Annotated in this window: 26 protein-coding genes and 1 tRNA gene; 14 read left to right on the top strand and 13 right to left on the bottom strand. The window is 63.6% G+C overall.

The window, feature by feature from the left end:
* Positions 1 to 8: 8 nt before the first annotated feature.
* The 3 genes from IVB41_RS06270 to IVB41_RS06260 form a co-directional block, all read right to left on the bottom strand.
* Positions 9 to 1,073, bottom strand: a complete 1,065-nt coding sequence (locus IVB41_RS06270) for an amidohydrolase family protein (RefSeq protein WP_247428039.1) — start codon at positions 1,071 to 1,073, stop codon at positions 9 to 11.
* 223 nt (positions 1,074 to 1,296) lie between these two features.
* Positions 1,297 to 1,572, bottom strand: a complete 276-nt coding sequence (locus IVB41_RS06265) for a YiaA/YiaB family inner membrane protein (RefSeq protein ID WP_007615098.1) — start codon at positions 1,570 to 1,572, stop codon at positions 1,297 to 1,299.
* Between the two features lie 36 nt (positions 1,573 to 1,608).
* The gene (locus tag IVB41_RS06260) at positions 1,609 to 2,304 is read right to left on the bottom strand and encodes a PspA/IM30 family protein (RefSeq protein WP_247428036.1); all 696 of its coding nucleotides are present in this window, start codon (positions 2,302 to 2,304) and stop codon (positions 1,609 to 1,611) included.
* A 103-nt stretch (positions 2,305 to 2,407) separates the two neighbouring features.
* Here IVB41_RS06260 and IVB41_RS06255 point away from each other — a divergent pair, with 103 nt between their 5' ends.
* The 3 genes from IVB41_RS06255 (at position 2,408) to IVB41_RS06245 (ending at position 6,300) form a co-directional block, all read left to right on the top strand.
* Positions 2,408 to 3,016: a TetR/AcrR family transcriptional regulator gene (locus tag IVB41_RS06255; RefSeq protein ID WP_247429067.1), complete on the top strand. Its 609-nt coding sequence runs from the start codon at positions 2,408 to 2,410 to the stop codon at positions 3,014 to 3,016.
* Positions 3,017 to 3,129: 113 nt separating this feature from the next.
* Positions 3,130 to 4,584 (top strand): dihydropyrimidinase, encoded by a 1,455-nt coding sequence (gene hydA, locus IVB41_RS06250; protein WP_247428033.1) that lies wholly within the window; start codon positions 3,130 to 3,132, stop codon positions 4,582 to 4,584.
* 96 nt (positions 4,585 to 4,680) lie between these two features.
* Positions 4,681 to 6,300 carry an ABC transporter substrate-binding protein gene (locus tag IVB41_RS06245; protein WP_247428030.1) on the top strand — a complete coding sequence of 540 codons (1,620 nt, stop codon included), beginning with the start codon at positions 4,681 to 4,683 and terminating at the stop codon, positions 6,298 to 6,300.
* Here the strand turns inward: IVB41_RS06245 and IVB41_RS06240 are convergent.
* Positions 6,297 to 7,640: a glycoside hydrolase family 3 N-terminal domain-containing protein gene (locus IVB41_RS06240; protein WP_247428027.1), complete on the bottom strand. Its 1,344-nt coding sequence runs from the start codon at positions 7,638 to 7,640 to the stop codon at positions 6,297 to 6,299. The genes IVB41_RS06245 and IVB41_RS06240 overlap by 4 nt on opposite strands.
* 187 nt (positions 7,641 to 7,827) lie before the next feature.
* Between IVB41_RS06240 and IVB41_RS06235 the strand changes: the two genes are divergently transcribed.
* Genes IVB41_RS06235 through IVB41_RS06225 form a run of 3 tightly spaced genes read left to right on the top strand, consistent with a single transcriptional unit; the run spans position 7,828 to position 11,624 of the window.
* Positions 7,828 to 9,318 (top strand): DUF4153 domain-containing protein, encoded by a 1,491-nt coding sequence (locus IVB41_RS06235; protein ID WP_247428024.1) that lies wholly within the window; start codon positions 7,828 to 7,830, stop codon positions 9,316 to 9,318.
* A gap of 18 nt (positions 9,319 to 9,336) precedes the next feature.
* Positions 9,337 to 10,041, top strand: coding sequence for a response regulator transcription factor (locus IVB41_RS06230; RefSeq protein ID WP_247428021.1), 705 nt, complete (start codon positions 9,337 to 9,339; stop codon positions 10,039 to 10,041).
* Positions 10,038 to 11,624 (top strand): ATP-binding protein, encoded by a 1,587-nt coding sequence (locus tag IVB41_RS06225; protein ID WP_247428017.1) that lies wholly within the window; start codon positions 10,038 to 10,040, stop codon positions 11,622 to 11,624. The genes IVB41_RS06230 and IVB41_RS06225 overlap by 4 nt, the downstream gene beginning before the upstream one ends.
* Here IVB41_RS06225 and IVB41_RS06220 read toward each other — a convergent pair.
* Entirely contained in the window at positions 11,621 to 11,761 is a 141-nt protein-coding gene (locus IVB41_RS06220; protein ID WP_007597071.1) for a hypothetical protein, read from the bottom strand. The genes IVB41_RS06225 and IVB41_RS06220 overlap by 4 nt on opposite strands.
* Positions 11,762 to 11,840: 79 nt before the next feature.
* Here IVB41_RS06220 and IVB41_RS06215 point away from each other — a divergent pair, with 79 nt between their 5' ends.
* From IVB41_RS06215 to IVB41_RS06200, 4 genes are all read left to right on the top strand, one after another.
* Entirely contained in the window at positions 11,841 to 12,410 is a 570-nt protein-coding gene (locus tag IVB41_RS06215) for an alpha-ketoglutarate-dependent dioxygenase AlkB (protein ID WP_247428013.1), read from the top strand.
* Between the two features lie 232 nt (positions 12,411 to 12,642).
* Entirely contained in the window at positions 12,643 to 13,137 is a 495-nt protein-coding gene (locus tag IVB41_RS06210; protein WP_247428010.1) for a hypothetical protein, read from the top strand.
* 134 nt (positions 13,138 to 13,271) lie between these two features.
* Positions 13,272 to 14,201, top strand: coding sequence for an alpha/beta hydrolase (locus tag IVB41_RS06205; RefSeq protein WP_247427987.1), 930 nt, complete (start codon positions 13,272 to 13,274; stop codon positions 14,199 to 14,201).
* A gap of 162 nt (positions 14,202 to 14,363) precedes the next feature.
* Positions 14,364 to 15,590 carry an ABC transporter substrate-binding protein gene (locus IVB41_RS06200; RefSeq protein ID WP_247429064.1) on the top strand — a complete coding sequence of 409 codons (1,227 nt, stop codon included), beginning with the start codon at positions 14,364 to 14,366 and terminating at the stop codon, positions 15,588 to 15,590.
* Between the two features lie 222 nt (positions 15,591 to 15,812).
* On the opposite strand, the gene IVB41_RS06195 is transcribed toward IVB41_RS06200, so the two are convergent.
* On the bottom strand, positions 15,813 to 17,375 hold the full coding sequence (locus IVB41_RS06195) for an adenylate/guanylate cyclase domain-containing protein (RefSeq protein WP_247427984.1): 1,563 nt from the start codon (positions 17,373 to 17,375) through the stop codon (positions 15,813 to 15,815).
* Positions 17,376 to 17,551: 176 nt separating this feature from the next.
* Between IVB41_RS06195 and IVB41_RS06190 the strand changes: the two genes are divergently transcribed.
* Positions 17,552 to 18,643: an enolase C-terminal domain-like protein gene (locus IVB41_RS06190; protein ID WP_247427979.1), complete on the top strand. Its 1,092-nt coding sequence runs from the start codon at positions 17,552 to 17,554 to the stop codon at positions 18,641 to 18,643.
* A gap of 68 nt (positions 18,644 to 18,711) precedes the next feature.
* Here the strand turns inward: IVB41_RS06190 and IVB41_RS06185 are convergent, their stop codons facing one another.
* From IVB41_RS06185 to cpdR, 7 genes are all read right to left on the bottom strand, one after another.
* The gene (locus IVB41_RS06185; RefSeq protein ID WP_247427976.1) at positions 18,712 to 19,248 is read right to left on the bottom strand and encodes a RidA family protein; all 537 of its coding nucleotides are present in this window, start codon (positions 19,246 to 19,248) and stop codon (positions 18,712 to 18,714) included.
* Positions 19,249 to 19,354: 106 nt separating this feature from the next.
* Entirely contained in the window at positions 19,355 to 19,597 is a 243-nt protein-coding gene (locus tag IVB41_RS06180; RefSeq protein WP_027565516.1) for a hypothetical protein, read from the bottom strand.
* Between the two features lie 14 nt (positions 19,598 to 19,611).
* Positions 19,612 to 20,085 carry an L-2-amino-thiazoline-4-carboxylic acid hydrolase gene (locus IVB41_RS06175; protein WP_247427972.1) on the bottom strand — a complete coding sequence of 158 codons (474 nt, stop codon included), beginning with the start codon at positions 20,083 to 20,085 and terminating at the stop codon, positions 19,612 to 19,614.
* A gap of 119 nt (positions 20,086 to 20,204) precedes the next feature.
* Positions 20,205 to 20,741 carry a DUF488 family protein gene (locus tag IVB41_RS06170; protein WP_247427969.1) on the bottom strand — a complete coding sequence of 179 codons (537 nt, stop codon included), beginning with the start codon at positions 20,739 to 20,741 and terminating at the stop codon, positions 20,205 to 20,207.
* Between the two features lie 6 nt (positions 20,742 to 20,747).
* Complete coding sequence (locus tag IVB41_RS06165) at positions 20,748 to 20,963, bottom strand: DUF2945 domain-containing protein (RefSeq protein WP_247427966.1); 216 nt, start codon at positions 20,961 to 20,963, stop codon at positions 20,748 to 20,750.
* A gap of 140 nt (positions 20,964 to 21,103) precedes the next feature.
* Positions 21,104 to 21,178: transfer RNA gene (locus IVB41_RS06160), tRNA-Val, on the bottom strand.
* Positions 21,179 to 21,252: 74 nt separating this feature from the next.
* On the bottom strand, positions 21,253 to 21,612 hold the full coding sequence (cpdR, locus tag IVB41_RS06155) for a cell cycle two-component system response regulator CpdR (RefSeq protein ID WP_007597092.1): 360 nt from the start codon (positions 21,610 to 21,612) through the stop codon (positions 21,253 to 21,255).
* A gap of 416 nt (positions 21,613 to 22,028) precedes the next feature.
* Here cpdR and IVB41_RS06150 point away from each other — a divergent pair, with 416 nt between their 5' ends.
* The 3 genes from IVB41_RS06150 to IVB41_RS06140 all read left to right on the top strand — a co-directional run bounded on the left by IVB41_RS06150 (position 22,029) and on the right by IVB41_RS06140 (position 25,280).
* Positions 22,029 to 22,919 (top strand): N-formylglutamate amidohydrolase, encoded by an 891-nt coding sequence (locus IVB41_RS06150; RefSeq protein ID WP_027565520.1) that lies wholly within the window; start codon positions 22,029 to 22,031, stop codon positions 22,917 to 22,919.
* 537 nt (positions 22,920 to 23,456) lie between these two features.
* Complete coding sequence (gene hisN, locus IVB41_RS06145) at positions 23,457 to 24,239, top strand: histidinol-phosphatase (RefSeq protein WP_247284704.1); 783 nt, start codon at positions 23,457 to 23,459, stop codon at positions 24,237 to 24,239.
* A 75-nt stretch (positions 24,240 to 24,314) separates the two neighbouring features.
* Positions 24,315 to 25,280: a tripartite tricarboxylate transporter substrate binding protein gene (locus IVB41_RS06140; RefSeq protein ID WP_247427963.1), complete on the top strand. Its 966-nt coding sequence runs from the start codon at positions 24,315 to 24,317 to the stop codon at positions 25,278 to 25,280.
* The last annotated feature ends 18 nt before the right edge of the window (positions 25,281 to 25,298 follow it).

Here is a 25,298-nt window from a genome sequence, read left to right as displayed (position 1 = left end):
CTCCAAAGTCAGTTGGCGAGCGACAGCCGCGGAAACGTCTCCAGCGGGTTGTCGACGCACATCTTCGAGATAATGCTATTCGGCAGGTTCGGCGGGATTGGATCGTCGCCGTCGAACTGCCAGTGCGGATAGTCGGACGCGAACAGGAACATCTTTTCCGAGCCGATCTGGTCGATGATCTCCTCGACGCTTCTGGCGTCGCCCGGCGCATCAAACGGCTGCATGGTGACGCGGAAATTCTCGCGAATGATCTCAGCCGGCTCGCGCTCGACCCAGGGCACCTCGACCCGCACTCCGCGCCAGGTCTTGTTGGCGCGCCACATGAAGGCCGGCAGCCAGCTTACGCCGGATTCCATCAGCACGACCTTGAGGTTCGGAAACTTGCCGAACACGCCCTCATAGATCAGGCTCAAGATCTGCGCCTGAAACGCCTGCGCCTCGACGAAGTAATATTCGTAGCGGTGCGACGGCCAGCCAGCCGAACTCGGCGCCTGCCGATATTGCGTGCCGGCGTGGATCGCGAGCGGCAGCTTGTACTTTTCCGCGAGCCGATAGACCTGCCAGAAATGCCGCCGTCCCAGCAGCGTCTCGCCCTGCGCCAGCACGAGGATCGAGACGAAGCGGTGATCGCCAGCGCGGCGCTCGATCTCCTCGATCGCCAGATCCGGGTCCTGCATCGGCACCACGATCGAGGCACGCAAGCGCGGATCGCGCGACAGCCATTCAGTCGCGATCCAGTCGTTGATCGCCTTGCAGAAGTCGGCCGCCATGTAGGGATCGAACACGGCCTGCGCGCCATAGAGCACGTTGAGGATCGCGTGACTGGCACCCAACTGCTCGAATGCGCCCTTCTGCACCATCGCAAGATCGGAACCGGGCTTGGCGCCGTTCACCGGGCGCCAGTCGGCGCGGCCCGCCAGCGGCATGCTCGGTGGATAGGAGGTGAGATCGAGTCCATCGATGGCGCGGCTCACCACCTGCTCTTTCCAGTGATCGCTGAGATAGGGCAGTAGCGTCGTGCGCGTGCCACCAACCGCCGGGTGGATGTCGCAGTCGATCCGCGTCGCTGCCATGAGGTTCCTCGCCGAGATCTTGTAAGCACATCTTATTGGCGGCGTTCTTGTGCGCCGCCTGTGAAGACTGCCCCTGCCCGTGCGGTTGCGCAAGAGCGCACGCCCGCGCGATCGTCATGGCTATGTTGCATTTCGCAGGCGCGATATGAGGTGTGGCGAAATTCCGACGCCGAAGCCGCGGAGCGCATTGCTCCGCTGCTTCCTTGCGGATTGTCTATGCCCGTCAAGCAGCCTTGGAGACTTCCATCAGCAGACGTTCCGCCTTGGCGTCCTCGATGCGGTTCACCATCCGGCTGCTTTCATGATTGTCGCGGACCGTCTTGGTCAGGGTGATGCAAGTCTGGATCAGCATGACGATGCCCATGGTGAGATAACCCTTCATCCAGAGGTCGATCGGGAGGAAGAAGATGCCGATCGCGATGAGGAAGGCGGAGGCTGCGAAGGACACGTAAGTGAAAGTCACCCAGGCGCCGCTGTGGGGCTGGCCGTTCTGGTTCATGATGGTCTCCTGTTGGTTCGAATGATGGAGTTGGGATCAGGCAGTCGGCGTGCGCTTGGACTTCAATCGCGCCAGCACGTCGTCCGCGGTCGTCTTGAGCCGCGGGCCAAAACCCTGCTCGGCGAGTTTTTCGGCGGTGGCGAGCGGACCAGTGGCCGCATCGAGCTCGATCAGCGCGTCGTCGGCGGCCTGGGCTTCCATCTGCCGCTCACGAAGACGCCTCAAAGTGGTCTCCGCCTCCGGCAACGTGGATTCGTAGGGGCGTGCTGCCTCGATGCCGCTGCGGCGAAGCGAGCGCACCGCTTCCGAAGCACGGGCGACGCGGCGGCCGCGATCGAGCTCGGTGATGCGGGCCTGCGCGCTTGCGACGTGCCGCTTCAGCCTGATGATCTCGGTTGCGAACAAGGCGCGTGCCGTCAGCGCCGCATCGCGATCGGCCTCAAGGCCCGCGATGGCCTCGGCGGCATCGTTGGCGAGATCCTCGCGGCCGCCGTCGAGCGCCGCAACCGCGCGGGTCTCGAGATCGGCGATGCGGGCGACGGTCGCCTCGAGCTTGCGGCCTTCCTGCTGGTCCTGTGCGATCGCCAGCGCCAGGGTACGTTTGCCGCGCTCGACGGCGGCTGCCGCGTCGCGCATCTGTTGATCGAGGATCAGAAGGGCTGTCCGGTCTTCCAGCTCCTCGCCGGCGGCGGCCACGCTGCCGCGGAAAAGTGTCACTACGGTCTTGAACATCTGAAGCTCCCTGTTATGAGCGTTGCTCACAGACGGTTTGTAGCAAGAAACTTGAACATCGTTCAAAAAATATTTGAGCGACGCTCAAGAATTTGGCTTGAAAATGACTAAGCCCTTGGAACGGCGGGAGAAACTTCGATCAGATTTGATCCTGGCGGCGGAACGAATGATCGCCGACAGGGGATTGGCCGGCCTAAAAACCCGCGATCTCGCCCGCGAGATCGGCTGCGCCAACGGCGCGGTCTACAATCTCGTCGCCGATGTCGACGAGCTGATCCTGCGCGTGGGCTCGCGTACTTTGCTTCGGCTGGACCAGACCCTGAGCACAGCGGAAAGCGCGGGCGCCCCGTCGCCGCAGGAGACGCTGGTCCGCATCGCCATCGCCTATTGCGATTTTGCCGCGGAAAATCTCGAACTGTGGCGCGCCCTGTTCGAGCACCGCATGGACCCCGACAAGCCCCTCCCCGACTGGTCCATCGACGACCAGATGCGGCTGTTCGGCCACGTCTACCAGCCGCTGGCCGCGCTGTTTCCACAACGCAGTCGGGAGGAGCTCGGCATCACCGCGCGCAGCCTGTTCTCGGCGGTGCATGGCATGGTGGCGCTGGGTCTGGAGCAGAAGCTGGTCGCGGTACCACTGCCGGCGCTCCGGAAGGAAATCGCGGGCCTGGTGCGCGCGATGATTGACGGACTGATCGCGCGGGCGGCGTAGAGGCCGGGACAGCACAGCTCAACTGTCGGCCACGCCTGACTAAAATTTCACCTGTCGCGGCGCATGCAGCGCGCCTAGCTTCGCGAGGTTCACGCCTCTCTCGGGAGCCTCCCATGCCCCTCCTCATCCGCGGCGGCACCGTCGTCAATCATGATCATTCGCGCCGCGCGGACGTGCTGATCGACGGCGAGACCGTCGTCGCGGTCGGGCGGTCGCTCGATGCGGCGACGGGGTGCGAGATCATCGATGCCGGCGGCGCCTACGTCATCCCGGGCGGCATCGATCCGCACACCCATCTCGAAATGCCGTTCATGGGCACGGTCACCGCGGACGATTTCGAATCGGGAACCAAGGCGGCGCTGGCCGGTGGCACCACCATGGTGGTGGATTTCTGCCTGCCCGATCCAGGCCAGTCGATGCTCGCGGCCTATCAGGAGTGGCGGCACAAATCCGAGAAGGCGGCCTCCGACTACGGCTTCCACATGGCCGTAACATCCTGGTCGAAGCAGATACATGACGAGATGGAGACCGTGGTCAAAACCTACGGCATCAACACCTTCAAGCACTTCATGGCCTACAAGGGCGCGCTGATGGTGAACGACGACGAGCTCTACAACTCGTTCGCTCGCTGCGCCCATCTCGGCGCCATGCCGGTCGTGCATGCGGAGAACGGCGACGTCGTCGCCCTGATGCAGGAGGCGCTGATCGCGCGCGGTGTCACCGGGCCCGAGGGACACGCTTATTCACGACCGCCGGAGGTCGAGGGCGAAGCCACCAACCGCGCCATCATGATTGCCGACATGACGGGGACGCCGGTCTACATCGTGCACACGAGCTGCCGCGAAGCGCATGAGGCGATCGCGCGCGCACGTGCGGCGGGCAAGCGCGTCTACGGCGAGCCGCTGATCCAGCACTTGCTGCTGGACGCCGGTGAATATCAAAACAAGGATTGGGATCATTCCGCGCAGCGCGTGATGTCGCCGCCGTTCCGCGACAGGTCGCATCAGGATAGTCTTTGGGCCGGCCTGCAAGCCGGCTCGCTGCAGGTGGTCGCGACCGACCACTGCGCCTTCACCACCGAGCAGAAGCGGTTCGGGCTCGCCGATTTCAGGAAGATCCCGAACGGCACCGGCGGCCTCGAAGATCGCCTCGCGCTGCTGTGGACCGCGGGCGTCACCACGGGGCGGCTGACGAAGGAAGAATTCGTCGCAGTGACCTCTGCGAACATCGCCCGCATCCTCAACATCTATCCGCGCAAAGGCGCGGTCGCCATCGGCTCGGACGCGGATATCGTGGTTTGGGATCCCAAGGCGAGCAGGACCATCAGCGCGAAGCGGCAGATGAGCCGGATCGATTACAACGTGTTCGAGGGCTTTGCCTGCACCGGCGGACCGGCGGCGACACTGTCGCGCGGCCGCATCGTCTGGAAAGATGGCGATCTGCGCGCCGAGGCCGGCGACGGCCATTATGTCGAGCGCCCGGCGTTCTCGCCCGTGCATGTCGCCAATTCCACCTGGAAAGAGCTGACCGCCCCGCGCGCCGTGAGCCGCGGCGCGGTGACGCCGTAGAATTGAAGGTCCGCGCAGCATGCGACGCCGTGAAGCGCGGCCGATGGCATGCGCCTTGCCTCTTTATGGTGCAAATCTCTCTGGAGTGAGGCACCCATGAGCGCATTATCTTTCGACCTAAACCGCCGCAGCGTGCTCGGCGGTCTCGGCCTTGCCGGAATGACCGCCCTCGCTCCGCGCTTTGCCTTGGCGCAGGGGCGCAGTGAGACGCTGCTGGTGGTGCAGGAGCTCGGGCCGAACTCGCTCGACATGCAGGGCGTCGGCTCCAACCAGACCGTGAACGGGCTGTCCTGGAATTGCTACGACCGCCTGCTGAGCTACGCCTCCAGGAACTTCCCCGACGGTACGCTGTCTTATGACCGCGAAAAGCTCGCGCCTGAACTCGCCGAGAGCTGGGAGGTTGCAGCCGACGGCATGTCCTGCACTTTCAAGCTACGGAAGGACGCCAAATTCCACGACGGTACGCCGGTCACGGCGAAAGACGTCAAATGGTCGTTCGACCGCGCGGTGAAGGTCGGCGGCTTTCCGACCTTCCAGATGTCGGCGGGATCGCTGGAAAAGTCCGAGCAGTTCATCGTGGTCGACGACCACACCTTCCGCATCGACTATGTGCGCAAGGACAAGATGCTGCTGTTCAACGTCGCGGTGGTCGTGCCCTTCATCATCAACTCGGAGCTCGCGAAAAAGAACGCGACGTCGGAAGACCCGTGGGCACTGGCGTGGCTCAGGAACAACGAGGCCGGCGGCGGCGCTTACAGGATCGAAAGCTGGAAGCCGGGCAGTGAGACCGTGCTGGCGCGCTTCGACGATTGGAAGAGCGGACCTCTCCCGAAGCTCAAGCGTGTGATCGCGCGCGACGTCCCCTCCGCCGGCACCCGCCGCGCCATGCTGGAGCGGGGTGATGCGGATATCTCCAGCGGCTTTGCGCCGCGTGACTTCGAGCAGATCATCAAGGAAGGCAAGGTCAAGGTCTCCGGCGTGCCGATCCCGAACGCGCTCTGGTCGGTCGCGCTCAACACCGCAAAGCCGCCGTTCGACAATGTGAAGCTGCGCCAGGCGGTCGCCTGGGCGATGCCTTATGAGCAGATCCAGAGCAGCGCGTTCTTCGGACGCGCCGTGCCCATGTATGGCGGAGCAGCGGACGTCTCAAAGCCGGTCTGGCCGCAGGCGTTTCCCTACGCCACCGATCTCGACAAGGCCAAGGCCCTGATGAAGGAGGCAGGCTTCGAGTCAGGGCTGGAGACGACGTTGTCACTCGACACGGGCACCGCCACGGTCGGCGAGCCGACCGCCATCCTGATCCAGGAAAGCCTAGCCAAGATCGGAATCAAGGCGGCGATCGAAAAGATTCCCGGCGCGAACTGGCGCACCACGCTGAACAAGAAGGAACTGCCGCTCGCGCTGAATCGTTTCAGCGGCTGGCTCGATTATCCCGAATATTACTTCTACTGGAATTTCCACGGCAACAACTCGATCTTCAACATCTCCTCCTACCAGAACAAGGAAATGGACGCGCTGATCGACAAGGCGCGGTTCACCACGGATGCCGCCGAGTACGACGAGGCCGTGAAGGATTTCATCGCGCTCTGCATGCGCGATGTTCCCGTCGTCCCGCTCAACCAGCCGATCCACGATGTCGCCATGCAGAAGGGCATCACCGGCTACGAATTCTGGTTTCATCGCGAGCCTGACTACAGGCAGTTCGCAAAGGGCTAGTTTTGGCGGGCGACGCTGACGGTGCTTGAGACGGCTCGCGCCTGCTCGGACGGGAAACCCCGCGCGAGCCGCGCCTCGCTCGCGCGCAGCATCGCCGTATCGAGCTTGCCGTGCCGCGATCCATCCAGGGCGCAAGCGAAAATCCGGTAGAACTGCGCGTCGTCATAGGCGACCAGCAGCAGATCGACGCCCGCGTTGATGGCCTCGACCACGGCCAGGCAGACGTCGTGCTGGTAGATCGCGCCCATCACGAGATCGTCGGTCATGACGACGCCCTGATAGCCCCATTTGTCGCGAATAATCCCCTCGACGACACGCTTCGAATGCGAGGCGGCGCGATCGGGATCGACGGCCGTGAGCGTGACGTGGCCGACCATGAGCGCGCTGCGCGAATGCGACAGCACCTCGCGGAACGGAAGCCAGTCGGTTGCTTCCAACTCCTTCACCGGCGTATCAAGATTGGCGCTGAAATGATGCGTGTCGGTGCGCACGCGCCCGATGCCGGGAAAATGCTTGAGCGTGGCGCCGACGCCGGATTGTTCCAGCCCGCGCACATAGGCGCTCGCGATCGCGCCGACGACGGTCGGATCGGTCGCAATCGCGCGCTGACCGATCAGGGTGTGGAAGTCGAGGCGATTGCGCCGGACCGGCGGTTTGAGATCGAGCACCGGCGCCAGATTGAGGTTGACGCCGAGCCCGGCGAGTTCACGTCCGTGGATGCGGCCGAACTCTGCCGCTTTGGCCTGCTGGTCATCGGGAGCAAGCCCGGCAAGCGTCGCCAGCGCCGGCAGCTTCGTCAGCGGCGGCGCAAGATGCCCGACGATGCCGCCCTCCTGGTCCGCCGCAACGACCAGCGGCGGCAGGCCGGCGGCGCGCCGCGTGTCCTGTAGCGCCGCGATCTCGGCACGCAGCGCCTCGACTGTCCGGCCCCGGATGTTGTGCCGGGTGACGTAGACACCGCCGATCAAGCCTTGTTCGGCGAGGCGCGCGACCTCCGGGAGGGAGGAATAGCCGACCATGAAGTGAGGTCCGAGCTGACCCGCCTCGGCCGCACTGGCGGCAAGAACATCGTGCTTGCGTAGTTCGAATTTCAGGTGCGCCGCCGACATCAGGAGCGGCGGAACGCACCAGAGCATGACGAGCAGCTTGCCGGCGGTTGTGCACCAACGTCCCCTGCGCAGCAGCACGATGACGATCACGATGCTTGTGACGACAAGCGCGATGTTTCCGGCGCCGCGCAGCACGAGCAGATAGGGATCGTTCTTGTTAGCGGCCGCAAATGCGACGAGAGGGGCGGCCAGCCAGAGCAGGATGAGACCGGTGCGGTTGAGGAGTTGCATGATGCGTCACGCCCAAGGTGATGTATGCATCGCACCTATCAAAGCGATTTGCGCCGCGTAAGGACTAAAGCCGCGCCTGCACATAATCTGCAAAAGACTCCTGAAGCCGTGCAGACGACGATCCCGCCTTCTGCACAAACGACGTTCAGACTTCGTGATGCCACCCATCACGAAAGGTCTTCTTGAAATGACGAGCCTGGCTTCGACAATTGCAGCGGAAATCCAGCCGATCAGGCATTCCTCGATCCCGGCCAAGGTCGGCCTCGCGCTGGTTCTCGCTGCGCTCGCCGACTGGCTGTTCTATGGTCCGAAGATCGGGCTGTCGCTGACGCTGTTTGTGATCGCGATGGCTTGCGTGTCGATGCTGTTCAATCATGCGGCTCTGGATCTGCGGCGCGCCATGATCGGCGCGGCCATTCTCGTCGCCGGCCTCGCACCGGCGGTCGAGGAGCTCAACATGCTGTCCTTCCTGATCCTCACCATGGCGCTGGCCATTGCGCTTCTGATCGCGACCAATCCGGAAACGACCGGGCTCACTGAACGTGCGCGCGCGCTGCGCAATTTCTTCCTGCTCGGGCCCTTCAGATTCTTCCTCGATGCGCTGCAGATCTTCAACATGTCGGGGTTCACCCGGGGCATCGCCCTCTGGCTGATGCCTGCTGTGATGAGCACCGTCTTCGTCGCGCTGTTCGCGGCGGCCAATCCGGTGATCGAGCAGTGGGTGTCTCTGCTCAATCCAAAGCTCATCTTCGAGTATATCAGCATCCCGCGCGTGCTGTTCTGGACCATGATGCTGGCCCTGGTCTGGCCGTTCATCCATGTGCGCTGGCGGCGCAGGACGATTGCCACCACGACAGTCGTCGATGGCTCCGTGCCGCCGCCGCTGCCGTCCCAAGTCTCGGCTGAGTTCCTGGGCCCCTCCACCATCCTGCGCTCGCTGATCCTGTTCAATCTGCTATTCGCAGCACAGTCCATTCTCGATGGCATCTATCTCTGGGGCCATGTGGCGCTGCCGGCCAACATGACTTATGCGGCCTATGCCCATCGCGGCGCCTACCCGCTGATCGCCACCGCCCTGCTCGCCGCCGCATTCGTGCTAGTGGCGATGCGTCCGGGTGGACCGGCCGAAAAATCAAAGGTGATCCGGCCGCTGGTCTATCTCTGGGTCGGGCAGAATGTGCTTCTGGTCGCGTCCTCCATCCTCCGCCTCGACCTTTACGTCGACATCTACATGCTGACCTACTGGCGCATCGCCGCCTTCATCTGGATGGGGCTGGTGGCGCTCGGGCTGATCCTGATCATGGCCCGTATCGTGCTCGACAGGTCCAACCAATGGCTAGTCGGCGCCAATCTGATCGCGTTAACAATCGCGCTGTATGGCTGCTCGCTGATGAACTTCGATGCGTTCATCGCCGACTATAATCTGAGCCACAGCAACGAAATGTCGGGTAAGGGCCTGAGCATCGACGCCAACTATCTCCTCACACTCGGACCACAGGCGCTGCCTGCCCTCGACAAGGTCATCGCTCATCGCCCGGGCGACGACTGCCTCGTGTCGCGGCGCGATCGGCTTGTAGAAGTCCAGCGTCAGGATATGGCCTGGCGGAGCTGGGGCTTTCGGAACTGGCGGCTCCAGCGCAGGCTGTACGCGCTGGAGAAAGTTTGGCCGGCAGGCTGACGGGGAGCGGAGAGGTTCTTGGCGCATCGCATTCTCATCGTGGACGACGAGGGCCACATCCGCGAGGTCATCCGCGTTGCGCTAAAGAAAGCCGGCATGGACGTAATCGAGGCGCGCGACGGCAAGGAGGCGCTGAGCCGCTTTGCCGCCGACAGACCTGACCTGATCGTGCTCGACATCGGCATGCCCGAATTCGACGGCCTCGACGTCTGCCGCGAGGTGCGCAAAGGCTCCGACGTGCCGATCCTGTTCCTGTCGGCCCGCGACGAGGAGATCGACCGCATTCTTGGCCTCGAGATCGGCGGCGACGACTACGTGACGAAGCCGTTCAGCCCGCGCGAGCTGGTGGCGCGGGTCAACGTCATCCTGCGCCGTCTCGGCCCGCGCAATGGCGAGGCCAAGGCAGGGCCGTCGGCACTCGCGCAAGGCGGCCTGTTGATCGATCCCGAGCAGCATGTCGCGTCGTTCGCCGGCACGCCGCTGAAGCTGACCGCGATCGAGTTCGGCATCTTGCGCGCGTTCCTGACCCGGCCGAGCTCGGTGTTCAATCGCGAGCAGCTGATGCGGGCCGCCTACCAGCTCAACATCCAGGTCTCCGACCGCACCATCGACAGCCACATCCGCAACATCCGCGCCAAGCTCGCGGCGCTGGCCTGCGACAATGTCATCGAGACCATCCACGGCGTGGGCTTCAAGCTCGGCCGCTGCGAGAAAGAGGCATGAGCGCGGCGCCGGACAAATGGCGGCCGTCGCTCACCCTGGTGATCTTCACGGTGCTGGCGACCGTCGGCGTGCTGCCGCTGGTCGGCCTGTTCTTCTTCCGTCTCTACGACAACCAGTTGATCCGCCAGACCCAGGCCGAGCTGATCGCGCAGAGCCGCGTGCTCGCAACGATCTACGCGCAGGAAGTCACAGCAAGGCTCGATAGGGGCCTCACGCTCGGTGCCGAAGTGCCGACGAACGTGCTGCCTGATCCAGGCGACCAGGTCACCCCGATCCGTCCCGCGCTTGACCTCACCGCCAACGACCTGCTGCGGCGGCGGCCAGAGGCGCAAACCGCTCCACAGCCGCCGCAGCCCGTCTATGTCGAGATCGGCGCAAAGCTGACGCCGATCATCCGCGAGACCCAAAAGGTGACGCTGGCAGGCTTTCGCATCCTCGATCCCCAAGGCGTGGTGATCGCCGGGCGGCAGGAGGTCGGGCAGTCGCTCGCCCACATCGAGGAGGTCGCGGACGCGCTGCATGGGCAATACCGCGCCACCCTGCGCAACCGCGTGCCCGACAAGCCGCCGCCGTCGATCTATTCCTTCAGCCGCGGCCTCGGCGTCCACGTGTTCTCGGCAATGCCTGTCATCGTCAACAACCGCGTCGCGGGGGTGATCTACACGACGCGGACGCCGAGCAACATCTTCGACCATCTCTATCAGGAGCGGGCGAAGTTCGTGCTGGCGGGGCTCGCCGTGATTCTCGGCACGATCGCGATCGGCCTCGTATTCTCGCGCACCATCACGCTGCCGATGCGCGAGCTGATCGATCGCGCCACCAGAATAGGCCGCGGCGACCGTGAGGCGTTCAGGCCGCTCCGACATTACGGCACGCGCGAGTTCGCGCAGCTCTCACACAGCTTCCTCGGCATGGCCGAACAGCTGGCGCGGCGCTCGGACTATATCGCGACGTTCTCGGCCCATCTCACCCACGAATTGAAATCGCCGCTGACCTCGATCAAGGGCGCCGCCGAGCTGTTGCAGGATTCGGTTCAGGGCAAAGCGGGCAGCCTGACGCCGGCCGAGCAGGAGACGTTCATCGCCAACATCCTGTCCGACACAAAGCGGCTGGAAGCGATGGCGCAGCGGCTGCGCGAACTCGCGCGTGCCGAAAGCCTGCCGCAAAACGAGCGCACGGAATTGGCGCCGGTGATTGCCGACCTCAGGAGCCGATTTCCGGCGAACTCGATCGAGGCCAGCGGCAGCCTCGACCTGATGATCGGCATGTCGGCCGAGAAGGCGCTGATCGTGCTGTCGCATCTCGCCGACAATGCGATGCGGCACAAGGCTGGGGCCATCAGGCTGGAGGCGATCGACGAGCGCACGACCCTGCGTCTGACGGTAAGCAATGACGGCGAGCCAATCTCGGCGCCGAACCGCGACAGGATCTTCGACGCGTTCTTCACCACCCGCCGCGACCAGGGCGGCACCGGGATGGGGCTCGCGATCGCGCGCGCGGTGATGGCGAGCCATGGCGGCTCGATCAGGCTCAAGCCGACCGATCAGGGCGCGGCGTTCGAGCTCCAGTTTCCAATGGGCTAGATCGCGAACACCCAGGCGGCGACGATGGTGCCGATGGTGACCAGACCGGCGATGGTCCAGCCGGCGGCGTATTCCAGCTCAGGATGACCGGTCGCCCGCATGATTTCTGCCGGATCGGCGGTATGCTTCTCTGCCATGACAGCCTCGCACGTTACTTTCCGCGTCATATGTAAGTCGCATCAGCCACCATTAGGTTCCATCACGGAAATGCGAGGAATGACGCAGCTTAGTTTGTTCGCCGATCCGCAAGCAGGGCCTGCCGGCCTTGGCTATGCCGACGACTTCGTCGAGGCCGCCGTCGAGCAGGCGCTCATCGGCCGCATCGCAGCATTGCCGCTCCAGCGCTTCCAGTTCGGCGCCTTCGAGGGCAACCGCCGGGTGGCGTCCTTCGGCTATCGCTATGACTACACAGAGCAGCGGCTGGCCGAGGCCGAGCCGATCCCGGACTGGGTGCTTCCTGTCGCGCGGCAGGTCGAGGCATGGGCGGGTCTCGCCGGCGGCAGCGTGCGGCAGGTGCTCTGCACCGAATACGACGCCGGCGTCGGCATCGGCTGGCACCGCGACAAGCCGCATTTCGACAAAATCATCGGCCTGTCGCTGGGCTCGTCCTGCAAATTCCGCTTCCGCCGTCGTAACGGCGACAAATGGGAGCGTCACACGCTCGAAGCCTTGCCGCGCTCGCTTTACATGATGGACGGCGAGGTGCGGTCGCAATGGGAGCACAGCATCCCGCCGGTCGAGGCGCGCCGCTATTCCATCACCTTCCGGACGATGAAGCAGGCCTGACCGGCCGGCCAAACAAAAAAAACGCGAAAACAACCCCATGCACAGTACAACGGCCGTGTCGGTGCGAGGCTTGGCCCCGCGGCGTAACCGTTTGACACCTCGGGGCAAAACAGCCGCACCGCGAAAAGGCCCAAGGCCCGGCGAACTTGCCTTCCAATTCGCGTTTACATGCTAAACTGGTTCCACGCGCCGCCCGGAAGGGAAGCCGCGATGGCAGGCCCAGGGAGGCAAGATGAAAGCCGGTCGATTGATCCTCGCCTGCGCCCTCGTTGTCGGAACTGCCTCCGGCGTCGCCGATGCATCCGACGCGACGCCCGCAAAAGTCTCGGGCTCGACGGCGCTGGCGCTCGCGGGGGTGATCGCGCCGCTGTCATCGGTCCTGTCCGGCGCCGAGAAGAAGGCAATGTCGATGCTGTTCGCCGCCAACAGCGACATTCCCTACAAGAAGCCGATCGTGGTGACCGCCGATCGAATCGTCTGTCGCGCCGGTAATGTGGACATCACCATCCGGAACTGCGAGGTCACCTTCGGCAAGAAGACCAGGACGGTGAACGGCTCCACGGCCGGCGAGATCTTCGCCACCGAGGCCCTGGCCGGCATTCCGCCCGACGGCGCCGCAGGATCGAATTTCGAGAGCCTGACCAAGCTGAGTTGCACGATCGACCCCAACGCCATCCGCCGGAAGGACGGCAGCGGCGCGGATTGCACGTTCCAGCCGGGGAATTGAACCACGCGTGGAGGACGCGCCGAGAGAACCATGGGTGCCGTGAAATCGCCTCATGACCAACTAACTAATAAGGCGAATTGAAAAGACGGGCCAAACGCGCGAGCCCATATCGGGCACGCAGGGCCAACACCGACATGAAGAATTTTCTCGCATTTTTTCTGATTCTGGGCGTGACGGCAGCCTCCGCACACGGTCCGCTTCCGATGCGGTCGGCCGCGCCGTCCGATCTCGTCCGGGTCGGCCTCACCGACAACGACACCACCGCGGGCGGCACCGCGCGGCTGTGCGAGCAGGTCACCTTCTCGCGCGGCCTGCGCTACGGCGAGAGCGAAGCCAATGTGCTCGATGTCGCCACCGCCACGACCAAGGCGGATACGCCGCGGCCGGTGCTGCTGTTCGTGACCGGCGACACCTTCACCGGCGACCGCGCCGCGCCGGAGCTGTCGCGCCAGATCCAGGACCAAGCCATGTGCTTTGCCGCCCGCAACGACATGATCGGCGTGCGCGTCAACTACCGGCTGGCGCCCTCGGCGACGTGGCCGGCGGGTGCGACCGACGTGGCGGCGGCGCTGTCCTGGGTCCACGGCAATATCGACCTGTTCAACGGCGATGCCCGCGAGATTGTCGCGGTCGGCTACGGCGCCGGCGCCTTCCATGTCGCCACCCTGCTGGCCCATCCCGAACTCCAGACCGACCGCGCCGATGTCGCGGCGGTCGTGCTGGTGTCCGGGGTCTACCGCGCCGGCAAGGACGCGAGCGACAGCGAGAAGGCCTATCTCGGCAGCGACGCCAGCCAGTACAACAAGCGCTCGGTCTTCCCTGGCATCCTCAATGTCGACGTCCCGATCGTGCTGGCCTGGGCTGCGGATGATTCCGCCGGCATCACGGCGCAGGGCGAAACCTTGAAGAAGACGCTCTGCGGCGCCGGCCATTGTCCGCGTAGCGCGCTGCTGCGCAGCCGCGACGGCATCGCGAGCGCCTTCGGCCTCGACGGCTCCGGCGACAGCCTCGCCGAGCCGACGCTGCTGCTGGTGCATCAGCTCGAGGCGCGCGGGCTGCCGTAGCGGTGTTGCGGACGCAGCTCCTGCAACGTCATGGCCGGGCTGCGACGCGCCGCATCGCGGCGCGCCAACCGGCCACAGCTTTGACAAACGCTTGACGTAGATCAACTCGCCTTGCTGCGGACTGAGCCGACCTCGTTGGGGGCCAACGACAAGGTGTTGAGCATGCGCGTCACCGGCAGGATGCTGTTCGTCTCGATGATCGCCTTGGCCTCGCTCGGAGCGATGTCGCAGCAACAACACTCGGATCAAATTATCGCCGACAACGAAATCCGCATCGGCAATGTCATGCCGTATTCGGGACCGCTCTCGGAGTTCGGCGCTATTGGCCAGGCGGAAGCGGCCTATTTCGACATGGTCAACGCGCGCGGCGGAATCAACGGCCGCAAGATCCGCTTCATCACGCGCGACGACAATTCCGATCCGATGACGGCGCTGGAGCTGACGCGCAATCTGGTCGAGACGGACGACGTGCATTTGATGTTCGGATCGTTCGGCACACCGGGTAATCTCGCCACGCGCTGGTATCTGAACGCAAAGAAGATCCCACAACTGTTCGTCGCCTCCGGCGACGAGGAGCTGAGCCAGGCCAAGGCGTTTCCCTGGACCATGGGCTGGCAGCCGTCGTTCCGGTCGGAGGGGCGCATCTACGCCAACTATCTCCAGGCCTATTATCCCAGGAAGAAGATCGTGGTGCTCTGGCAGAACGACCAGTTCGGGCGTGCGCTTCTCAAGGGCATGGAGGAAGGACTTGGCGAACTGAACCGTCTCGTCCTCGTCGACATCGCCTTCGACATTGCCGATGAGCATCTCGACGGACACGTCTCGATCCTCAAGCGCGCCGGCGCCGATATTTTCGTCTTTCTCGGTGTACCGTCGACGGCGTCCAAGGTGATCAAGCTGGCGGCGGCAATGAAATGGCGCCCGGTCTTCATCGTCAACGACGCCTCGGCCTCGATCGCAAATGCGATGGCGCCCGCAGGCCTGGAGAATTCCTCCGGCGTGATCTCGGCGGCTTTCCTCAAGGATCCGAGCGATCCCGCGTGGAAAGACGATCCCGCCATGAAGGACTGGTTCGCCTTCATGGACAAATACCATCACGACGAAAGCACCAACAACAGCGCCGCGCTCTATGGCTACGCCGCGGCCGAGGCGCTGACGCAGGTGCTGAAGCAATGCGGCGACGATTTATCGCGCGAGAACATCATGCGTCAGGCGGCTTCGCTGAGGAATTATCAGCCCTCGGTCGCCCTGCCCAACATCAGGATGAACACCTCGCCGACCAGCTACCTGCCGATCAGGCAGATGCGGTTGGTCCAGTTCGACGGCCGTTCCTGGCAACCCTTCGGCGACGTGATCGAGACGGCGTTTACGGAAGGCGCGGCGCGGTGAGTTGCTTCACGCTGGCAGCGGTAGCGCACGGAGAAAACGTGACTAGGAGCTCGCCCGCGGCCATCCTTCGAGACGCCCGCCTAGGCAGGCCCTCAGGATGAGGTCGCGTTTTCGCAGCGAGAAATCCGACCCTCATGGTGAGGAGCCCGCCAGAGCGGGCGTCTCGAACCATGCAGGCCGAGCACGTTCGACAACCTCAACTGCGACTGCGACAGCCCTGCCTCACACCGGCTTCAGCGAGGCCAGCGCGTTCTCCAGCAGCGAGCGCACCCGCGCTGCGTCGCCGGATTTCACTACCGCGGGGTCGAGATAGAGCTCCAGCCCGGGGGCACGCTCGGTAATGATGCCGCTTGTCTCCACTGAAGCGTCGTTCAGCGCATCCACGGAGTACGGAATCACTTCGCGGCTGATGCCTTTCATCGTGATCGCGGGCAGCGCGTGGGCGCGGACGATGTCGCTGACCAGCGCAAAGGTTTCATAGCTCAGCACGATGCCGCCGGGCTCGGCGATCGATTGCAGGCGCGCGGCGAGGTTCGCCTCCGCACCGATGATGGTGTAGTCCATGCGATCGCTGCTGCCGAAATTGCCGACATTGCAATAGCCGGAATTGATGCCCATGCGCGCCTTGAACGGCAGCTCGATGCCGGAGGCGCGCCATTTCGCATTGAGCTCGGTGAGGCGGTGCTGCATGCGCCAGGCCATCTGGAGGCAGGCCTGGGCGTCGGCGCGGTCGCCCTTGGTCTCGGGATCGCCGAAGAAGATCAGCATGGCATCGCCGATGAACTTGTCGATGGTGCCGCCAAATTCGTGGGCGACCGCCGACATCTCGGTGAAATATTCGTTGAGGAGCTGGGTCAGCAACTCCGGCTGGAGCCGCTCTGCCGTCGCGGTGAAGTTCTGGATGTCCGAGAAGAAGATGGTGAGCTTCTTGCGTTCGGTGTGGATGGCGACGTCCTTCTGGCCAGAGAAGATGCTTCGGTAGACCTGCGGCGGAATGTAACGCGAGATCTTCATCGAGAGTGAGGCGAGGAAGTCGTTGGCGGATTCAAGCTCCTTGTTCATGCCCTTGATGCGGCTCGCCTGACGGCGCTGCAGCGAGAGAAACGACAAGCCGCTGCCGGCCGCGATCAGGAAATAGGCCAAGAGGAATTTGAACGAGAAGATGTTGGCGGCGATCGGCTGGGCGATGATCACCTCCTGGATGCCCCTGACGTCACCCACCTTCCAGTCCTTCTTTGGACTTTCGGGGTGGCTGTTGTGGCAGCTGACGCAGGCCGGGCCCATCGTCACCGGAGCGATCAAGCGGACCTTGTCGTTGAACAGCGAGGTCTCGGTCTCGACGATCTTCTGCTCGGGATCGTTGCGAAGCGATTCGAGCGCATCCTTCTCGAACTTGTCGAGCTGGTGCGGGGCGCGATTCTGGAACGGGAAGTCCGAGACGAAACGGTAGGTGATGTTTTCCTGCTGCGCGCCGATTACCCGCCCGAGCTCCAGCGACAGCGTGGCCGGGATCGGGACCCCGCCGGGGACGGATTCGTAGTTGTGCACCACCCTGGTCGTGCCGTTCGGATTGGCGATGATGCGCCCGACCACGTTGGTCGCGTAATAGCTGCGCACGCTCGTGATCACCGAATTCAGGTCGATCGCCTGCCGGCGCAGCGCGGTCTTGCTGAGTTCGGTCAGGTCCAGCCACACTGCGAGCGGCAAAGCGAGCAGGAGGAAGGCGACCGCGGCACCGGTCAGGATGCCACTCTTGCGCTGTTCTTCGGAGATCTCTTGCTTCACTCTTTGGCTCCGTGATGAGCGTTCTTGTCTCGAACTCGGGGGATGCGGAACAGAGCCAATAAACACGCTCCCGCGCAACCCCATTTTATGGTGGTCGCGCCAAGCGGCTTTTCGTTTCATGGCGAATGTTTAAGATCGGCATTAATCTGCATTCACTCCACCGGGAGATCCATCAAATGACCGAGACCATCCGTATCAAGCGCTTCAATGCGCGCCCCGTGATCGTGCCGATGAACCTCCCGCTCAAAACCTCGACCGGAGCGGTCGCAAAGGCGCCTCTGGTGCTGATCGACTGCGAGACCGACCTGGGCGTGCGGGGGCACGCCTATCTGTTCTCGATCACACCATCGGCCTTGAAGCCGTTGACGGCGATGGTCGGGGAAATGTCAGAGCTCGTCGCGGGCGACGAGCTGCTGCCGTTCGAGATCGAGCGCAAGCTGACCCAGCGCTTCACGCTCTTGGGTTTGGCGGGCCTGCAGCGGCTGGCGCAATCCGGCATCGACATGGCGGCATGGGATGCGCTGGCCCGCGCTCGAAGCCTGCCGCTGGCGCGCCTGCTCGGCGGCGCGCCGAAACCGGTTCGGGCCTACAATTCGAAAGGGCTCGGCATCATGCCGGCGGGTGCCGCGGTGGAGGAAGCCCACAAGCTGCTGGCCGAGGGTTTTCAAGCCGCAAAGATACGCGTCGGCCGTCCCGATGCGCGGGAAGACCTGAAGGTGGTGCGCGCGGTGCGCAAGGCCGTCGGCGACGACGTGACCTTGATGTGCGACTACAATCAGGCGCTGACGGTCAGCGAGGCCATTCGCCGCGGCGAGATGCTCGACGACGAGGGGCTCACCTGGATCGAGGAGCCGATTCGTCACGATGACTATGCCGGCTGCGCCCGCATCGCGGATGCGCTGCGCACCCCGGTCCAGATCGGCGAGAACTTTGACAGCGCGTTCGCGATGCAATCCGCGCTGTCGGCGGAAGCCTGCGACTACGTGATGCCCGACGTGCAACGCATCGGCGGTGTCACCGGCTGGCTGCGCGCCGCTGCGCTGGCGCATGCCGCCGGCATCGAGATGTCGACGCATCTGTTCTCGGAAGTCAGCGCGCATCTGCTCTGCGTAACGCCCACCGCGCACTGGCTGGAATATGTCGATTGGGCCGACGCGGTGCTGGCGACCCGTTTGCAGATCAAGGACGGCTTTGCCCTGCCAAGCGAGGAGCCCGGCAACGGCATTGCGTGGGACGAGGCCGCGGTGAAGAAGTATCTGGTCGAATAGGCCGCGTTCGTTGCGGCGCATCACATCGCGGACTTCGGTACCTAACGATCACCAAGCGAACACGCGATCTACGACCGAACAGCGGCAATCATACTCAGCTCGACGGGTGCGCCCCGCGGCAACTCGGCGACGCCAACAGATGTACGCGTATGACGACCGCGATCACCTAGGCGCTCGATCAGCCGGTCGGAGGCGCCGTTCATGACTTGCGATTGCTGCGTAAATCCAGGCGCCGAGGCGATGTATCCAACGAGCTGCAAGACCTGGACGATCTTGTCCTCTCCGCCTGTTGCGTGGTTGATGGCCGAAATGCAGAGATCAGCGCAGAGTGCAGCAGCTTCCTGTGCTGCGGCGACATCGACACCTGCGCCGACTTTGCCTGAGTACAGCAGGTCTTCGCCGCGACGCGGCAGCTGACCACTGACATACGCAATTCCACCATGGATGATCACCGGCAGGTAGTTGCCGCCGGGCTTGTTCACGCTACTCATTTCGGTAACCTGCCTTCTTTCCACATCCGCGGTGAGCGATACAGTTTCGCCGAATGCCAGGTTCGCCGCCGCGGTGAAGGATCGGACAATGGCAGGCGGCGAGTCACGGATCAAGGCTGCGCCAGGCGGCACGTTCGGGCCAGCACCAAGTCGCTATCCGACCGGATTGAAGGACCTGTTAGGCAGGCCGAAGAAGGCGTCCCCTTGAGAGGCGCCCGCGTTACCACGTCTCCGCGCCCGGAATCTTCCTTCGTACCGCCATGCGCTGGATCCATATGCAGCGACGCACGGATCTGTTGGAGCGGCCGACCGCCGAGATCCCTTCACCGGCCTGAAGCAACGGCGCCACGTTTTCGCGCAGCACACGACAGCGCTGGAGCTCGGCCTGCCAGTCGATGGCGGCTGCGTCGGCCCGCGACGCAATCAGCGACAATACAGCTAGGGCAAGACAGCCCGTTCGCATGGGTCGGAGTTCCTTCACCGTGATCCGCCCGGATCGCGCCGGTAGCGGAAGTCGCAATGCGGAGCGCCTTGCATGATGGTCTGCGTTCGCGTCAGTGCGACGTCGGGGCCGAAACCTTCGGCGGTCGCAAAGTCGGCGGTGCAGACCAGGAGAAAGCCGAGCTTGGGCTCGCCCAGCGCCTTGTAGAACTCGGCATAGGCGCATCGCTTCACATCAAGCGCGAAGACGTCCTCGGTCTGCTCGACAATATTGTAAGCGAGCGCGTCGTCACGGGCATAGGTCTGGAAGGCGGAGGACACCGCCTTGCCGAGATTGTTCTCGTTCTTGGCTTTCCAGAATTCCTCGCCGAAACGGCGATAGAGATCGCCGAGTGCCTTGCGCACCAGCGCGTTGGCATGCGTCTCGCCGAGCTCGGCCTGGAGCGCCTTGACCAAGGGCACCAACACCTGCGCCTGGATTCTGACCTGTTCGAGCACGGAAATGCTCATGGCAAACTCACGTCGCGGACCGAGAGGATCATAGATGCTATGGGTGACGGGTAGCGATAACCCACTCCCCCAGAGGATCACGGACTGCAGCAATCATAGCCGCGAATAGCGACGATTTGCTAACTTTCCGCGGGATAAACCAAGCGGCCGTCAGCCATCATGTGCGCCGCCGGATTCATCTCGGCCAGTTTGACCTCCCCGGGTCCCATAATGTGAAACACGCTCTCGCCGCCGGCGAGCAGGTAATCGGTGATGATCCGCCGGTGGCAGCGCCACCATACCGTCTCGGCACACATGATGGCGCATCGCTGCGACTGCCCGAGTTCGCGCAGATGCGCGAGCCCCTCGCGAAAGCTCTCGCTCACCGCATAGTCGGCATAGTTGTGAAAGCTGTCGTTCTGCCAGAAAGCATTGGTCTCGCGCGGTATCTCCCGCTTGCGGCTGCGCAGGCCGCCGAGCGAGGCGATATGCTCATAGTCGACCGAAACGGCCCCGAGTGCTTGCGACAGGGCCTCGCGATTGTATTGGGGATTGGTGCGCGAGCGGGGCACGGTGCGGACGTCGACGAGATGCGTGACGGACACGCTCTGCAACAGGACAACGAATTCACCGATTGGACGTGTGCCGTGGCCGATCGTGAAGAATGGGTGAGCCATCGCCCGTCAGCTCCGGAGCAAGTGCAACGCCCGGCCCTTATGCAAGGCGACGTGATCGGTCTTGTTGCTTTTGATCTCGTATTGCGGATCGTCGGGGCTGGCACGGTGGACGTAGCCCTTGTACTCGACGTCCTTGGTGTGCACGCGGAGGATGTGGCCGCGCACCCGGCCAGCCTCGGAATTCCAGCTGACATGGTCGCCACGCTTGAACACTTTCGGCATGGCGAACCAATGCGGGAGCGCGTCTGGACGTTCCAGGCTGCGGAGCAGAACGCCCCAGTCCGTCTACGCTCTTCGAGCTACGCCGGACACGCTTCGCCCGAGAGGTCTTGGCTGTGCCACGCGAAGCCGAAGGCGAAGCGTGGTGGGCGCGACAGGGATCGAACCTGTGACCCCTACCATGTCAAGGTAGTGCTCTCCCGCTGAGCTACGCGCCCTAGATGTCGTCTAGATCGGGTCGGGTCCCTATAACGGCTCAGGGGAGCCGGTGCAAGGACGGAAGGGGGCCGATTTAGGCCGCCAGCATCTTGTTCACTTCGCTGACCAATTCGCGCAAATGCACGGGCTTGGACAGCACCTTGGCGTTCTTGGGGGCGTCCGAATCCGAGTTCAGGGCGACCGCGGCGAAGCCGGTGATGAACATGATCTTGATGTCGGGGTCGAGTTCCGAGGCCCGGCGGGCGAGCTCGATGCCGTCCATCTCCGGCATCACGATGTCGGTGAGCAGCATCTCGAACGGCTCTTCCCGCAGCCGCTGATAGGCGGCCATGCCGTTATCGTGGGACGAGACCTGAAAACCGGCGTTTTCCAGCGCCTTGACCAGGAAACGGCGCATGTCGTTGTCGTCTTCGGCGAGCAGGATCTTTGGCATGGCGGAAATGTCGAATCCCCAGAGGATATCAGCGGAGGTCACTAAGCCCGACGGAGGGTAAATTTGGGGTGAAAATCTTTACCCTCCGCAGCTCGCGCTGACTCTTGTGAACCGGAATACGGCACGAAGCAATCGAGCCGTACCTGCCGGTCCCCACCTCGCTGCCCGCAGGGTTAAGACATGTTCCAGCGCAGATCTCATCTTTTCGCTTGGCAGGATGGTTGCGATTCCGGACAATGACGACACATAAGAGCCGCCTGATCGGCCGAATCAATGCGTTAAGGCCGGTGCTGGGCTTGTTGGATCGTGCGGCGCCAAGGGCGAAGCCTGATACGGAGAGGCGAAGCCTGATACCAAGGGGCGAAGCCTGATTGCCAAGGGATCAAGCCTGACACCAAGGGACGAAGCCTGAGAAGATGACCCGGTTTGACGGCGACAAGTCGCCCGCCTTCGAGATCGTTGAGCCCGCGCAATGGCGCGCGCCGATTATCTTCAACTCGCCCCATTCCGGCTCGACCTATCCGGACGAATTCCTCAGCGCCTCCAGGATCGACCTGCCGACGCTGCGGCGTTCCGAAGATTCCTTCATGGACGAGCTGATCGGCCATCTCAGCGAGCGCGGCTTTCCGACCGTGCGGGTCAACTTTCCGCGCTCCTATGTCGACGTCAATCGTGAGCCCTATGAGCTCGATCCCCGGATGTTCACCGGGCGCCTGCCGAGCTTTGCCAACACCCGCTCGATGCGGGTCGCCGGCGGGCTCGGCACCATTCCGCGCGTGGTCGGCGACGGCCAGGAGATCTATCGCGAGCGCATCCTGGTCGACGACGCGCTGGGGCGGATCGAGACGCTGTACAAGCCCTATCATCGCGCGCTGCGCCGGCTGATCAACAAGGTGCACCAGATGTTCGGCACCGTCGTGCTGGTCGACTGCCATTCGATGCCCTCGGTCGGCGTCTCCCGCGACGAGCCGCGGCGGCCCGACATCGTGATCGGCGACCGCTACGGGACGAGCTGCACGCCGCTATTGCCCGACCGGGTCGAGGAGACCATGGCCGGGCTCGGCTATTCGATCGGCCGCAACAAGCCCTATGCCGGCGGCTTCATCACCGAGCATTACGGTAACCCGGCCAGCGGCCTCCACGCCGTGCAGCTCGAGCTCAACCGCGCGATCTACATGGACGAGCGGCGGCGCGAGCGCAGTCCGCGCTTTGCGCAAGTGGCGTCGGACTTCGGCGTGCTCGCCGACGTGCTGGCGACCACGGTCCCGTTCGGCGATCTCGGCCCGTTCCAGGCCGCGGCGGAATAAGCGCGACGTTTTCTGCGAATGATTGTGTTGGGTGCGATCAGCGCGAACGCGTTTCGCGGCGCGCATTGAAATGAAAGCCCACGCTGAAAGAAATGAGAGGCTGAAAGAAAAAAGGGCCGCTTCTAATGAAGAAGCGGCCCAAGTCTAGGGAGGAAACGCCCAAGGAGGGCAGCAGTAACGCGAGAAGCGCTACCGCACCGCAACAATATGCGGCCGCGACGCACAAAGTGCAAGGGCTTTCGAGCGGTTTCCCATGCAATGAGGACATAGCTCGGTTGCTTCCAGAGAAACCCGGATTCAGTTCCTTTGATAAGTAAATTCAATGGGTTGATAATCATTTGCATACCAACGAGGCAGATCCGGAACTAAGGTTTCAACTCAATGATCGATATTTGCCCAGCGGGTGTCTTTGACGAGGCGAACGCTTCCTGCATGCAAAATACCAGGGTGCAAAAGCAAGACAGCGCTGCACGATCCTTCCGATTTGAGCTAGGCAGGAGTGAGCTTCACCCGACTTTCGCTTTTTGAGGATACGCCGTGACGGTGATCGATTTCTCCGCCTTCATCGGACGGCTCGCCACCGCCTCCGGCGAAACCATCCTGCCGTTCTTCCGCACCTCGCTGTCGATCGAGGACAAGAGCAAGACCAAGGATTTCGACCCCGTAACCGAGGCCGACCGCGCCGCGGAGGCGGTGATGCGGCGTCTGATCAAGGCCAACTTTCCCCAGCACGGCATCGTCGGCGAGGAATTCGGCAATGAGCGCGAGGATTCGGATTACGTCTGGGTGCTCGACCCCATCGACGGCACCAAATCCTTCATCGGCGGCTTTCCGATCTGGGGCACGCTGATCGCGCTCCTGCACAAGGGCACGCCGGTCTACGGCATGATGCACCAGCCCTTCATCGGCGAACGCTTTTCCGGCGACAGCGGCTCGGCTCATTATAATGGCCCCTCCGGCGAGCGCCGGCTCCAGGTCCGGCGCTGTGCTTCGCTGTCGGAGGCGACGACCTACACCACCAGCCCGCTGCTGATGAACGAGCGCGACCGCGCCATCTTCGGCCGCATCGAGAAGGGCGCGCGGCTGTCGCGCTATGGCGGCGACTGCTACTCCTATTGCATGCTGGCGGCGGGTCACGTCGATCTCGTGGTCGAGACCGAGCTGAAGCCTTACGACATCGCAGCCCTGATCCCGATCGTGACCGGCGCCGGCGGCGTCGTCACCACCTGGGAAGGCAAGCCGGCGCAGGGCGGCGGCCGCATCGTCGCGGCCGGCGACGCCAGGGTTCACGAAGAAGCACTGAAACTACTCAACGGATAGGCGATTTATTGTTTGCGCATGATCCTCTCGGAAAACCGCTGCACACTTTTCCGGATCATGCTTCAGGGAGCCTGCATGACCAACCGGCGCACGCTCCTTCTCGCGGCCTTGCTTCTGTTTCCGACACTGGCCTGCGCCCAGAATTTCCCGGCCAAGCCAATCAAGCTGATCGTGCCGTTCCCGGCCGGCGGCCCCAACGACATCATCGCGCGGGTGATCGGCCAGCGCATGTCGGAGCTGTCAGGGCAGCCGGTGCTGATCGACAATCGCGGCGGCCAGGGTGGCGTCCTCGGCACCGATGCCGTCTCCAAGGCTGCCCCTGACGGCTATACCATCGCGATCTCCTCGGCCGGCGCGCTCGCCATCAGCCCGAGCATGGAGCGGGTCGCCTACGATACGCTCAACGACCTCACGCCGGTGACGCTGGTCGCAACCGTGCCGGAAATGTTGGTGGTGGCGACCAATGTGCCCGCAAAGGACATCGGCGAATTGATCGCGCTCGCCAAGGCGCAGCCGGGAAAACTCAACTTCGCCTCCTCCGGCCCCGGCAGCCTGCCGCACCTCGCCGGTGAATTGTTCAAGCTGACGGCCAAAATCGACATCGTGCACGTGCCCTATCGCGGCGCGGCGCCGGCCGTGAACGATCTGCTGGGCCAGCAGGTGCAGATGACGTTCCTGGATCTCCCCGTGCTGCTGCCGCAGGTCAAGGCGGGCGCCCTGCGACCGATCGCAGTTGGCTCCGCCGAGCGTTCGCCGACGGCGCCTGATGTGCCGACCACCGCGGAAGCCGGCTTTGCCGATCTGCGCATCGAGAACTGGTACGGCATGGTCGCGCCGAAGGGCACGCCGAAGGAGATCGTCGCCGCGCTGAATGGCCTGGCGACAAAGGCGATGGCGGATCCCGCGGTGAAGGAAAAGCTCGCCGCCCAGGGCGCAACGCTGGTCGGCGACGAGCCGGAGCACTTTCGCAGCTTCATCGCGGAGGAGACCAGGAAATGGGCGAAGGTGATCAAGGAAGCTGGCGTGGAGACGGCGAAGTAACTGTGTCTTGCCCCTCCT

Source organism: Bradyrhizobium sp. 44, assembly GCF_023073095.1.
Lineage (GTDB): Bacteria > Pseudomonadota > Alphaproteobacteria > Rhizobiales > Xanthobacteraceae > Bradyrhizobium.
The sequence above is the reverse complement of the archived record's forward strand: the minus strand, read 5'-3'. Positions and strand labels throughout refer to the sequence as shown.

Coding starts and splice junctions, on each gene's coding strand:
- IVB41_RS06225 (WP_247428017.1), top strand. CDS start 10,038: ATGAGCGCGGCGCCGGACAAATGGCGGCCGTCGCTCACCCTGGTGATC.
- IVB41_RS06210 (WP_247428010.1), top strand. CDS start 12,643: ATGAAAGCCGGTCGATTGATCCTCGCCTGCGCCCTCGTTGTCGGAACT.
- IVB41_RS06265 (WP_007615098.1), bottom strand. CDS start 1,572: ATGAACCAGAACGGCCAGCCCCACAGCGGCGCCTGGGTGACTTTCACT.
- IVB41_RS06220 (WP_007597071.1), bottom strand. CDS start 11,761: ATGGCAGAGAAGCATACCGCCGATCCGGCAGAAATCATGCGGGCGACC.
- IVB41_RS06270 (WP_247428039.1), bottom strand. CDS start 1,073: ATGGCAGCGACGCGGATCGACTGCGACATCCACCCGGCGGTTGGTGGC.
- IVB41_RS06165 (WP_247427966.1), bottom strand. CDS start 20,963: ATGCCGAAAGTGTTCAAGCGTGGCGACCATGTCAGCTGGAATTCCGAG.
- IVB41_RS06260 (WP_247428036.1), bottom strand. CDS start 2,304: ATGTTCAAGACCGTAGTGACACTTTTCCGCGGCAGCGTGGCCGCCGCC.
- IVB41_RS06180 (WP_027565516.1), bottom strand. CDS start 19,597: ATGCGAACGGGCTGTCTTGCCCTAGCTGTATTGTCGCTGATTGCGTCG.
- IVB41_RS06215 (WP_247428013.1), top strand. CDS start 11,841: ATGACGCAGCTTAGTTTGTTCGCCGATCCGCAAGCAGGGCCTGCCGGC.
- hydA (WP_247428033.1), top strand. CDS start 3,130: ATGCCCCTCCTCATCCGCGGCGGCACCGTCGTCAATCATGATCATTCG.
- cpdR (WP_007597092.1), bottom strand. CDS start 21,612: ATGCCAAAGATCCTGCTCGCCGAAGACGACAACGACATGCGCCGTTTC.
- IVB41_RS06150 (WP_027565520.1), top strand. CDS start 22,029: ATGACCCGGTTTGACGGCGACAAGTCGCCCGCCTTCGAGATCGTTGAG.
- IVB41_RS06190 (WP_247427979.1), top strand. CDS start 17,552: ATGACCGAGACCATCCGTATCAAGCGCTTCAATGCGCGCCCCGTGATC.
- IVB41_RS06140 (WP_247427963.1), top strand. CDS start 24,315: ATGACCAACCGGCGCACGCTCCTTCTCGCGGCCTTGCTTCTGTTTCCG.
- IVB41_RS06245 (WP_247428030.1), top strand. CDS start 4,681: ATGAGCGCATTATCTTTCGACCTAAACCGCCGCAGCGTGCTCGGCGGT.
- IVB41_RS06205 (WP_247427987.1), top strand. CDS start 13,272: ATGAAGAATTTTCTCGCATTTTTTCTGATTCTGGGCGTGACGGCAGCC.
- IVB41_RS06170 (WP_247427969.1), bottom strand. CDS start 20,741: ATGGCTCACCCATTCTTCACGATCGGCCACGGCACACGTCCAATCGGT.
- IVB41_RS06200 (WP_247429064.1), top strand. CDS start 14,364: ATGCGCGTCACCGGCAGGATGCTGTTCGTCTCGATGATCGCCTTGGCC.
- IVB41_RS06255 (WP_247429067.1), top strand. CDS start 2,408: ATGACTAAGCCCTTGGAACGGCGGGAGAAACTTCGATCAGATTTGATC.
- IVB41_RS06175 (WP_247427972.1), bottom strand. CDS start 20,085: ATGAGCATTTCCGTGCTCGAACAGGTCAGAATCCAGGCGCAGGTGTTG.
- IVB41_RS06235 (WP_247428024.1), top strand. CDS start 7,828: ATGACGAGCCTGGCTTCGACAATTGCAGCGGAAATCCAGCCGATCAGG.
- IVB41_RS06240 (WP_247428027.1), bottom strand. CDS start 7,640: ATGCAACTCCTCAACCGCACCGGTCTCATCCTGCTCTGGCTGGCCGCC.